At 60.4% G+C, this 11,370-nt stretch carries 9 protein-coding genes; 7 read left to right on the top strand and 2 right to left on the bottom strand.

Translation table 11 applies throughout. From position 1 onward, the window contains the following. Positions 1-17: 17 nt before the first annotated feature. Positions 18-1,466 carry an APC family permease gene (locus HU767_RS02200; protein WP_186728386.1) on the top strand — a complete coding sequence of 483 codons (1,449 nt, stop codon included), beginning with the start codon at positions 18-20 and terminating at the stop codon, positions 1,464-1,466. 40 nt (positions 1,467-1,506) lie between these two features. Here HU767_RS02200 and HU767_RS02195 read toward each other — a convergent pair whose 3' ends face one another. Beyond that, positions 1,507-2,109, bottom strand: a complete 603-nt coding sequence (locus HU767_RS02195) for an XRE family transcriptional regulator (protein WP_186706739.1) — start codon at positions 2,107-2,109, stop codon at positions 1,507-1,509. Between the two features lie 165 nt (positions 2,110-2,274). Between HU767_RS02195 and HU767_RS02190 the strand changes: the two genes are divergently transcribed. Both HU767_RS02190 and HU767_RS02185 read left to right on the top strand, forming a co-directional pair. Beyond that, on the top strand, positions 2,275-2,970 hold the full coding sequence (locus HU767_RS02190) for a B3/4 domain-containing protein (RefSeq protein ID WP_186728385.1): 696 nt from the start codon (positions 2,275-2,277) through the stop codon (positions 2,968-2,970). Positions 2,971-3,068: 98 nt separating this feature from the next. Beyond that, the gene (locus tag HU767_RS02185; RefSeq protein WP_186728384.1) at positions 3,069-3,623 is read left to right on the top strand and encodes a hypothetical protein; all 555 of its coding nucleotides are present in this window, start codon (positions 3,069-3,071) and stop codon (positions 3,621-3,623) included. 12 nt (positions 3,624-3,635) lie between these two features. Here HU767_RS02185 and HU767_RS02180 read toward each other — a convergent pair whose 3' ends face one another. Continuing rightward, entirely contained in the window at positions 3,636-4,550 is a 915-nt protein-coding gene (locus HU767_RS02180; RefSeq protein ID WP_053187697.1) for a LysR family transcriptional regulator, read from the bottom strand. Between the two features lie 258 nt (positions 4,551-4,808). Between HU767_RS02180 and HU767_RS02175 the strand changes: the two genes are divergently transcribed. From HU767_RS02175 to pgm, 4 genes are all read left to right on the top strand, one after another. Further along, positions 4,809-5,834, top strand: coding sequence for a zinc-dependent alcohol dehydrogenase family protein (locus tag HU767_RS02175; protein WP_053119386.1), 1,026 nt, complete (start codon positions 4,809-4,811; stop codon positions 5,832-5,834). A gap of 680 nt (positions 5,835-6,514) precedes the next feature. Further along, positions 6,515-8,005, top strand: a complete 1,491-nt coding sequence (locus HU767_RS02170; protein WP_186728383.1) for a hypothetical protein — start codon at positions 6,515-6,517, stop codon at positions 8,003-8,005. A 96-nt stretch (positions 8,006-8,101) separates the two neighbouring features. Next, complete coding sequence (locus tag HU767_RS02165) at positions 8,102-9,499, top strand: PLP-dependent aminotransferase family protein (protein WP_186728382.1); 1,398 nt, start codon at positions 8,102-8,104, stop codon at positions 9,497-9,499. Between the two features lie 91 nt (positions 9,500-9,590). Continuing rightward, complete coding sequence (pgm, locus tag HU767_RS02160; protein WP_186728381.1) at positions 9,591-11,237, top strand: phosphoglucomutase (alpha-D-glucose-1,6-bisphosphate-dependent); 1,647 nt, start codon at positions 9,591-9,593, stop codon at positions 11,235-11,237. Positions 11,238-11,370 lie beyond the last annotated feature (133 nt).

Raw genomic sequence — 11,370 nt, 5'->3', positions numbered from 1 at the left:
AATAAGGTCAAGAAAACATGAGTGTACCTCTCCCGGTCAATAGCTCCACGGAGCTCAAGCGTGGGGCCTTGGGTGTCGGCTTCATCATCTTCTTCGTGGTGTCGGCGGCGAGCCCCTTGAGTGTCATCGCCGGCGGCTTCCCCATTGGCATCATGCTGGGCAACGGCGCCGGCACACCGGCGTTGCTGATCCTGGCCTTGCTGGTGTTGCTGGCATTTTCGGTGGGCTATACCACCATGTCCCGGCATGTGACCAACGCCGGCGGTTTCTACGCGTTCACCTCCCGCGGTTTGGGTGGCTTGGCCGGTGGCGCAGCGGGAGTGTTGGCGATGTTTGCCTACAACATTCTCCAGGTCGGCCTGTACGGTATGTTCGGCGGCGTGGTCAGCGGCACGATGGCCAGCGTCTTTGGCCTGGATTTGCCATGGTGGACCTATTCACTCCTGGCGATGGCGAGCATCGCGATTCTTGGCTATCGCAAGATCGACCTGTCGGCCCGGGTGCTGTCGGTGATCGTGATCGCCGAATACCTGGCGATCCTGCTCCTGGATTTTGCCATCCTGAGGACCGGTGGCGACAGCGGCATCAACCTCGACGCGTTCGATCGCAGTCACGTGTTCAGCGGTACGCCGTCCATCGGCTTGCTGTTCTGCTTCGCGGCGTTCATCGGCTTCGAGGCCACCACCATCTACGGCGAAGAAGCCAAGAACCCGGAACGGACGATCCCGATTGCTACCTATTGTTCGGTATTGCTGATCGGTGGTTTCTACGCGCTGTCGGTCTGGTCGATGGTCATCGGTGTTGGGGCGGACAAGATCGTGTCCACGCTCCAGGCCTTGCAGGACCCGACGACGTTTATCTATGGCATGTCCGATCATTTTGTCGGTCCGCAGCTGACCCAGGTTATCCGCGTGCTGTTCATGGTCAGCATCTACGCCGGGCTGCTGGCGTTCCACAACGCCGCGGCCCGTTACTTCTATGCCATCGGACGTGACGGTTTGCTGCCCAGCCGCTTGGGCACTACCCACCGCGTCCACCAGAGCCCGCACATGGGCTCGGCGTTGCAGAGCTTGATCTCCGCCGTGGTGGTACTGATTTTCGCCGCCATGGATGCCGACCCGATCCTGCAACTGTTCGCCTGGTTGTCCAACCTGGCGACGTTGTGTGTGATTCTGCTGATGGCGCTGACTTCCGCCGCGGTCTGGGTCTTTGCCCAGCGCCACCCCGAACTCAAGCTGGGAATATGGCGTGGACGGATTTTTCCTGGTTTCTCTTGCGTGGCCCTGTTGGCGGTCCTGTTTATCGCGGTGGTGCATTTCGATGTGCTGACGGGGGCGAGCAAGGCTTTGTCATATGGCCTCTGCGCGATCATTCCGGCGGCGTTGCTGGTGGGGGTGTTCCTGGCGGCGCGACTGCGCAAGGTGGAGCCGCAGCGGTATTGGGTGTTGGGGAGTCATAAGCTCTAGGCGCCTGCACCGTATCGATGGCGCAAGCTCCGGTGAGCACTTACTGATGCATCTCCGTCACGGACATGGTGAATACCAACTTGGATTTGCCAGCGTTGGAGTAGGAATGGGGAACATCGGTCTTGGCCACTGCCGAGCTCCCCGCAGGGATGACCAACTCCGTTTCCCCTACCACGCATTTGAGCGTGCCTTTCTCCACATGAAAAAGTTCAAGCGTGCCTTGAGGGTGCCCAGGTGACGCGAAGGCCTCGCCTGGATGCATTTCCCAGCGCCACAGCTCGATCATATTGGGGCCGGACGTTCCTGCCAGAAGTCGCGCCGTCCCTCCCTGGTCCCCGGTCCAGAGCGTGGGGATGTCCTGGCTGTCGATGATATGGGCAGAGGGGGCTTCGGTCACATTGACGATGTCTGCAACGGACAAACCCAGCGCGGCTGCGATTTTGCATAGGATGCCAATGCTGGGGTTCGCCGTACATTTTTCAATTTCGACGACCATTCCCTTGCTTACCCCTGAGCGCCGGGATAGCTCATCCAAGGTGATCTTCTGTGCCTTGCGTGCCTGTTTGAGCGTGCGCGCGACGGCCAGGCTGACAGCTTGAGCATCAGCACCTGGGGTCGTCGACAGGCTGGTATTCATGGTCATTGATGAGGGTCATGCTGAGAAGAAAATGTGCCGGGATTCTCGGTCTATACGGATAGGCCCGTCAATCGACCCATTCGTTATAGTGGGTGATGCTGGTCATTATATTGACTTCTCTGGTCGGCGCTGGATAGCATGAAATGACATTTGGATTCCTGGAGGTTTTTAATGCTGTCCGTCCTGCCGTTAATCGATCGAGCCGTTGCAGAGCTGGTCCCGGGGTTCAGGGCTCTGAGCATTGTGGTGCAAGCGGCGCCGCTGACCCATCCTGAGGTTGCTCAGGCCGCGCTGGACCGGGCTTGCAAGGCAGTGCGGGAGGGTGGGCCAAGCTGGGGCGAAGCACATTTGGCAGCGTGGGCCGATACATTCCGAAAGTTTGGGGCCAAGCCGCAGCGCACGCCTTGTTCAGCCGAGGCGTTGCGTAAACGGGTGTTGCGCGACGGCAGCTTGCCTAGCCTGGATCCCATCGTCGATCTCTACAACGCCATCAGTCTTGAGTACGCCATCCCTGTTGGCGGGGAAAACATAGAAGCTTATGTGGGCTCCCCACGGTTGGTAGTCGCCGATGGCACCGAGCCCTTTGACACCCTGAAAGAAGGGGTTCCTGCTGTCGAGTATCCAGACGCCGGCGAAGTGGTCTGGCGCGACGACAAAGGCGTGACCTGCCGTCGCTGGAACTGGCGGCAAGGTGTCAGGACCCGTCTCGATGCGGATGCGAAGTGCATGTGGTTCATTCTGGAAAGTTTGCCGGCGATGCCGCTTGAAGTCTTGACGGAAGCGGGGGACAAACTGATCGAAGGTTTGCAACGAATGATGCCTGGCGTCCAGATCGAGAGTTCGCTGATAGGGGCTGGGGCTAAATAGTCGACAGATAATCCTGGGCAAGTGAACAGGCAAGTAAGCTAGGCTGTTCGCACGAAAGGCCGTCGGTATTCGACGGCCTGAAAACAAAGGCGCTATGAATGTCGAAGCATTTGCTGTTGGGCTGGACCCGTTCCTTGTGCGTGCTTGCTGTCTTGAGCGGCGCGACCACCCTGGCAGTTGCTGCCTCGCCTGAACAAACCGCTACGGCGGCATCGGACACGCAATCGGTGTCCCTGGCAGGCGGCAAGCTGAAGTTCGTGCTCAACGGCGTCGAGACCCGTATCTTGAACAGCGAGAACGGCGGCACGATGTACTTCGATCCGAAAAGCGAGCGGGCCATCATTGTTACCGAAGGTCCGGCGCCGACTGCGGGCACTACCCCGGACGCTGCGTTTCGCCTTGCCGTGGATACCGTGAAGGAAAAGCAGCAGGCCGCGTCACCCAACTTTCGCATGATTAGCGAGAGGATCCTTCAGGTGAACGGCTTGAAGATGCACCGCCTGGACGGCACCGACGATTTCAACGGCCTGCAACTACTGATGGCCTCGTTGATGACGATGAACGATCAGAAGATCACCATCATCGAAGTGATGTCCAGCGTAAACGACCCGGCCGGCCATACCGCTGCGTTGAAGAACATTCTGGGCGAGTAAAGTGGAACTCTATTACAGGCTATCGGGATCGCCAAAAAACATCTGAATCCGCGACCGCAACCAGCGTTCCCCCGGATCATTGTCCTGGGAGCCGCGCCAGGCCATGTGCAGTTCGAAGCTGCGCACCGGTATGGGCGGGTCTTCGGCGCGTACGCCACCGGCGGCGGTCAGTGCGTCGGCGGTGTAGTCGGGCACGGTGGCGATGATGTCGGTACCCGCCAGCAGCGTGCTCAAGCCGTTGAACTGCGGCACGGCCAATACGACATGGCGCTTGCGGTCGAGTTTCGCCAATTCCTCATCAATGAAACCGCTCAAGTCTCCTGCGAAGGAAACCAGGGCGTGGGGGCGGGCGCAGAATTCGTCCAGGGTCAGTCGTCCCGGCGCGGTGTCGGCCCGCAGCACTTTGGGCATGCTGCGCCGCAAGACCTTGCGCTTGGCGTTGGCCGGCAGGTCGTCGGTGTAGCTGACACCGATGGAAATTTCACCGGAGGCCAACAAGCCCGGCATCAGAATGTAGTTGACCCGCCGCACCACCAGCACGATGCCTGGCGCTTCGGCCCGCAGGCGCTTGAGCAGCATCGGCAGCAGGGCGAATTCGGCGTCGTCCGACAGGCCGATGCGAAACACCGAGGTGCTGGTGGCCGGGTCGAACTCCGCAGCGCGGCTCACCGCCGTGGAAATCGAGTCCAGGGCTGGGGAGAGCAGGGCGAAGATCTCGACCGCCCGGGCCGAAGGCTCCATGCTGCGGCCGGTGCGCACGAACAGCGGGTCATCGAACAGGCTGCGCAGGCGCGACAGCGCTGCGCTGATGGCCGGCTGGCCGAGAAACAGCTTCTCGGCCGCGCGGGTCACGCTGCGTTCATGCATCAGTGTTTCGAACACGATCAACAGGTTCAGGTCGACACGCCGCAGGTCATTACGATTCATCTGGGGTCCTGGCAGGTTCAGCAAGCTTGACGTCGGCGGCCATATGGGAACAATGGCCGGCATGAATCTTACGGGGAAAGGCTGGTACTCTGCATCGGGTAAATGCATTTTCTTAGGGATAAGTCTTACAGGACTGATTCGGTTTTCTTGCTGCGGAATCAATGACAGGCATGTCGACTATTAATAGCCACTGATGGTCTTGGCTACAAAGCCCGGATAGAGTTCATGGCATTAGAGGTTACTTTGACGAGGTTTGCGATGTCCCGCACGATCCGTTTTCACAAGTTTGGTGGTGCCGAGGTGCTCAAATGCGAAGAGCATGCGGCGGCTCTTCCTGCGCCAGGAGAAGTGCAGGTCCGCGTCGAAGCGATCGGCATCAGTTGGTACGACACCTTGTGGCGCCAGAACCTGGCGTCGTCCCAGGCACGCCTGCCTTCGGGCCTGGGCCATGAGATGGCCGGCGTGGTCACGGCCGTCGGCGACGGCATCGATGACTTGGCCGTGGGCGATAAGGTCGCCAGTTTCCCGGCCGAGAGCCCGAATGATTATCCCGTGTACGGCGAAGTGATCGTGCTGCCGCGCACCGCTCTGACCCGTTATCCCGACGTGCTCAGCCCGATCGAAGCCGCCGTGCATTACACGCCGCTGCTGATCGCCTACTTCGCCTACATGGACCTGGCGCGGGTCAAGCCGGGGCAATTCGCCCTGGTCACCGATGCCAGCCATTGTGCCGGCCCGTCCTTTGTCCAACTGGGCAAGGCCCTGGGTGTGCGGGTGATTGCGGCGACCAAGACGGCTGACGAACGTGAATACCTGCTGTCGCTGGGTGCCGAGAAAGTCATCGTCACCGAAGAGCAGGACTTGCTGATGCAAATCAACAAGCTCACCGACAATCGTGGCGTCGATGTCGTGTTCGATGGCCTTGGCGGGCCGCAGATGTCGCTGTTGGGCGATGTGCTGGCACCCCGTGGCAGCCTGGTGTTGTACGGCTTGCAGGGCGGCAACCAGACACCGTTCCCGGCGTGCGCGGCGTTCCAGAAGAACATTCAGTTCTTCGTGCACTGCATCGGCAATTTCACCGGCAAACCGGAACTGGGCATCCTCCAGGACCAGGTGGCGTTGCAACGCGCATTGCGTGATATCAATCAACTGACCGCCGATCGCGTGCTGTTGCCCCTCAAGACGCGGGTCTTCCCGTTCTCCGAGTTTGTCGAAGCTCACCGGTACATGGGCGAATGCCCTTGCCGCGAGCGCGTTGCCCTTCAGGTCGTCGACCCCGCCTGATACCTGTCTTGCGCAAGAGTCATCGCCCGGGCTCTTGCGCCGCCTTCGGCTTGATCCCCGTTTTTCCTTTCCCCCTGCACCCGCTGGCTGGCGGCGGTGTGTACATGCCTTGCAGCACCCATCTGTGGCCTGTCCCGGTTCGCTCAGTTACCGAAACAACCGAAAGGTCAACATCTGAACTGGTTTTTGCCCTCAATCTGTATCTTCTAATCATTATTTAAGTCCTGATAATTGAACGCTTGATTTCCATATCAAGGAAGAAGTCGTGGTGCGGTATAACTTTTTCGAAGGCCTTCATCCTTCAAGGCACATTCAAGGTGCAATGAGTGTTTATTGGAGCGGGGCTATCTATCGAACCTGGGGAAAACAAGGTGGGGTAGAGGGTCTATTCAAGTTCGGCAAGTTCCTTATTTCGCGTACTCATTATCTGTGGGACGTTGTCGGAAATCTCCTAGGACATGCCCCTGGCTTGGCGAGGCCCCGTATTTACGCGGCCCGCGGCGGGGGAACCAAGGAGTGTCGGGTGACTCTCTGCATATGTATCAAATAATTACGGCAAGCACCGCTTGAGCGTATTGCTAATACTCTTTGAGTACTAGAACGATCCATTCAGATCAACACGTCGCGCGGTCACGTTGGTGCGGGTGCGGCGCCGATAGTTGAATTTCAGGTAAATAGCTATGAGTGCAATTCATGAGCAGGCAATGACTCACGTGTATCAACAGATACTGCAACGTTTGTTGGGTTTTTATTCGCGGGCCGAACGGACCGCGTTGCAGCTTTTCATCCAGCGATTGATTGTCGCCGCTGGAGGCATCGACCGGATTGGCGATTATCGGGTGTTGACGGTCCAGAACGGCAGCCGGGAGGGCTTTTACGTGCTGACCGCTTTGCGGGCCGCGCAACTCAGCATCGCGGGCCGGCATCCGGTGACCTTCGCTTTGCGCGTCGCCACGCCGCGCTTGAGCGAGACCACCCAGGCGACGCTGGAGAACATCCATCGCTGCTACAGCGCGCTGTTTGTCTATGACGATCCTCGGGTCGAATTGCTGATGGCGGATAACCGCGAGGTGTTGCCGTTCAATCCCCGGCAGCCCTTGTCGGTGGCGGGGCACGAGGCCAATCGCATGGATCTGCTGGCGTTGGGGCACCTTCGCTCGGTCGACAGCCCCCTTGAAATCGGGGGGGAAGGCTACCTGGCGATGACCGAGTTCTATCGGCACATGGCCCGCTGGGAGCCTGGCGTGGATTCGATGGTCAGCAGCGATACGCCGCGCCAGCAAAAACTGTTTATTTCGGGCCTGCGCCGCGCGGCCCGCAAGATCGGTTTGCCGATCGACAACATTGGCTGTTTCGACAGTCTCTTTGCGCACCTCGATACCTTGAACAACGATCTCTACGAACATTTCTACGGTCCCGAGCGCCTTGGCGCATGGAAACCCGAGGGGCATTACGAGGCCTGTCGGCGGATGAGCCACATTGGCATCGACGACCTGATCGTCGATCGCCAGGAAGGTACCAATTGGCCGCTGTTCAACGAATTCTTGCGGGTACGGACCGACCACCTCATGCCCTCGACGAGCGAAAACGAATACCTCAGCCCGTTGCTGTCGGCTCATTTGCATGGGCTGCAGGCTTGCTACGTGCAGGGGCGCAGCTACGAAACGGGGTACGGCGACTACGTGCAGCGGGCGATCATGATCATGCATCGCAAGCAGTTGCCGGAACATGCCTGCGAGCAGGCTCGGGCGCTGTTCGGCTTACCTTCGTCGATTCCCGAGCGCCGCGCCTTCGCCGCCCTCCAAGCGCAAAAGATCCTGGGGCTCAGCGAAACGCAACTGGTGTGTATGGTGTTCGCCCCGTTCGTGGGGCAGGGCGCGGGCCTGGAAGATTTCCTGCGTTGTTGCCACCCTGGCATGCTGGTGGCACTGCCGGACCTGCACAAGGCCATGCAGGGCGCGCCCGTTGCCGATCAGATCGCACATTGGATGGTCGACGTCAGTGGCCTGCCCGTCGGTGTCCTTGGCAAACTGTACCAAGCGAGCGTGGCATCGCCGGACCAACCGGAAACGGTTCCGGGCGGCGATCTGCAACAGGTCCTCGACGACATCGACACGGCAGAAGCCGGGCACGCCGCCGATGAGCCGCACGAACACTCGGCAAGGCACTGAGGAACGCGGTTTGATGGAGTCGTCTACCTCCCGCCCGATCATGATGCCCGGCGTTGCGACCTGGCCGCCTGCAATCCGCTCTCCTGGCGTGATCCGATGAAAGGTTGCCGGGAGACAGACTTCGCCTACCAGGCGGTTTATCGCTACCTGACCACGCTGATCAACGAACTGGAGGTCAATGCGCGGGTGCGCCTGCCCTCGTTGCGGCAATTGGCCGAGCGTCTGAATGTGTCGATATCCACCATTCAGTACGCGTATTCATTACTGGAGAAGGAAGGGCGGGTCTATTCGATCGCCAAGTCCGGTTATTACGCACTGCCGGCACCCAGCACGACTACCCTGGACGGCGGTGGCGATCTACTCGAAACCTTGTATGTCAACGCCCGACGGCCAGGCATGCTGGTGCTCAGCGCGGATGAGCCAGCGTCGATGCAGCCATTGGACAGTCCGATGTTGTTGCTCGAGCGCGAGCTGCTGCGCCAGTATCCACGTTCCTCGCAGATGCCTTCGCAACCCTGGGGCGAGCTGGAACTGCGCACCGCGCTGGCGGCCCGCTACACGTCTTCGCCGGCCCGTTGCTGGAACGCCGATGACGTCTACATCGGTGCCGACCTGCGGGGTGTCCTGGAGATCCTGATTGGCGTACTGGCACTTCGGGGCGCCACCGTGTTGATCGAATCGCCTTGTGATTGGGTCGTGTTGCGCCTGCTCCAGGCCGCTGACATCAACCTCATCGAGTTGCCACTGCTGGCCGGCGGGGAAATCGATATCGAGCAGTTGGAACAACTGTTGGAAAGCGAAACGGTACGTCTGGTGATGTTGTCGTCGGTCCTGAACATGCCAACGGGGTCGTTCGTTCCCGAGGAAAACCGTCGTGCCATCGCGCAGTTGCTGGAACGGCACGGCACGTGGGTGCTGGAGAACGACAGCCATACAGACTTGGCGTTCGAGGCCGGGGCGACGCCTTTTCGGGACTTGCTCGACCCGGACCGGCTGATCGTCTATTCCACCTTCGAGAAGACCATCGGCCCAGAGGCGCCGTACGGCTACGTGTTGTCGCGCCAGTTGACCCTGCAACTGCAGCGACATTTCCTGCTCCGTGCGTTTCGCCTGTCGCCGATTCGCCAGAAGGCCATCGCCCGGCTGTACAGCAACGGTCGGATTGACCAGCATTTGCTGGTGTTGCGGCGCCTGCTGCGCGAAAGTGCGGTTTCGACCACACAACTGCTGCGCGAGCGGCTGGGGGATAGCTTGCAATGGGTGGAACCTCAAGGTGGCGCGACGATCTGGATGCGCTCGACGCGAAGGGTCGACTTGCGGCGGGTGTTTGGTCGGCTCCTGGCCCAGCGAATCGTCATCGCGCCCGGAGAACTGTTCAGCCTTTATGGCCTGTATGGGCAACATATGCGCCTGACCCATGCGCTCAATGGGCCACAGGACCTGGACGCGGCACTCTGCGCGTTGACCGACGCCTTGAGGCTCGAGCAATCGTAATCGGCGGCGATGGATCGAACCCATCGCGCCATGGTCGAACTGTCAGTAAACTGCACCCCATTTCCCGAGCCATTCCACTCAGAGGTTTTGCATGACAGTCAGTCCATTTGCGGGCAAGCCGGCACCGGCAGAGTTGTTGATCGATATCCCGCGACTGGTGACGGCCTACTACACCGGCCGACCCGATGCCTCGGTTGCAACCCAGCGCGTGGCGTTCGGCACCTCCGGCCACCGCGGCAGCTCCTTTGACCTGGGCTTCAACGAGTGGCATGTATTGGCAATCAGCCAGGCGATCTGCCTGTACCGCGAAGCCCAGGGGATCAACGGACCGTTGTTCGTCGGTATCGACACTCACGCGCTGTCGACCCCGGCGGGCGCCAGCGCATTGGAAGTGTTCGCGGCCAACGGTGTGACCGTCATGATCGCCGAGGGGGATGAATACACCCCGACGCCAGCGGTTTCCCACGCCATTCTCTGCTACAACCGTGGCCGCACGTCGGGCCTGGCGGACGGTATCGTCATCACGCCGTCCCACAACCCGCCGCAAAGCGGTGGCTACAAGTACAACCCTACTAACGGTGGCCCGGCCGATACCCACATCACCAAGTGGATCGAAGCCAAGGCCAACGAACTGCTGGCCAACCAGCTCGCCGGCGTCAAGCGCGTCAGTTACGAGCAGGCCCTGAAGGCCGATACCACCCACCGCCATGACTACGTCAACACTTACGTGGCGGACCTGATCAATGTCATCGATTTCGATGCCATCCGCACTGCCGGGCTGCACCTGGGCGTCGACCCGTTGGGTGGCGCGGGCGTACGCTACTGGCCAGCCATTGCCGAGCATTACCGCTTGGACCTTGAGGTGGTGAATACCCACGTGGATTCCACCTTTCGTTTCATGACCGTCGACTGGGACGGGCAGATCCGCATGGACCCATCCTCCAGCCATGCCATGCAAGGGTTGATTGGCCTGAAGGAGCGTTTCGACGTGGCCTTCGCCTGCGACCCGGACCATGACCGCCATGGCATCGTGACGCCGTCCGGCGGTCTGTTGGCGCCGAACAATTACCTGGCAGTGTCGATCGACTATCTGTTCCAGAATCGCCCGCAATGGCGCGCCGATGCTGGCGTGGGCAAGACGGTGGTCAGCAGCGGCCTGATCGATCGCGTCGCCAAGCGCCTGGGGCGCCGTCTCTATGAAGTGCCGGTGGGCTTCAAATGGTTTGCCGATGGCCTGTTCGATGGCTCCCTGGGCTTTGGCGGTGAAGAAAGTGCCGGTGCTTCGTTCCTGCGCAAGGATGGCGGCGTTTGGAGTACCGACAAGGACGGCCTGATTCCGGCGTTGCTGGCGGCGGAGATGACGGCCCGCACCGGTCGCGATCCGAGCCAGGCCTACCGCGCCTTGACCGACGCGCTGGGCGAACCGTTCTCGGTTCGCGTCGATGCCAAGGCCAACCCGCAGCAGAAGGCGCTGCTGAGCAAGCTGTCGCCGGACCAGGTGACGTCTACCGAACTGGCTGGGGAGAAGATCCAGAGCATCCTCAGCCACGCGCCGGGCAATGACCAGGCCATCGGCGGCCTGAAGGTCATGACCGAAAACGGCTGGTTCGCGGCGCGTCCGTCCGGTACTGAAGATATCTACAAGATCTACGCTGAAAGCTTCATTGGCGATACGCACCTCAAGCAGTTGGTGGCTGAGGCACAAACGTTGGTGGATGGGGCTATCACTAGCAAGTAACGCCTGTGCAAGTGATGCCTGTGATGTGAACGTGTGGCGAGGGAGCTTGCTCCCGCTCGGTTGCGCAGCGACCGCCAAAAAAAGCGGGGCCGCTGCGCCCGAGGCGTCGGACCGGCCCAGCGGGAGCAAGCTC

Origin of the sequence: Pseudomonas sp. SWRI179 (assembly GCF_014268705.1) — a bacterium.
GTDB classification, from domain to species: Bacteria; Pseudomonadota; Gammaproteobacteria; order Pseudomonadales; family Pseudomonadaceae; genus Aquipseudomonas; species Aquipseudomonas zanjanensis.
This window is presented reverse-complemented; position numbering and strand designations above follow the sequence as displayed.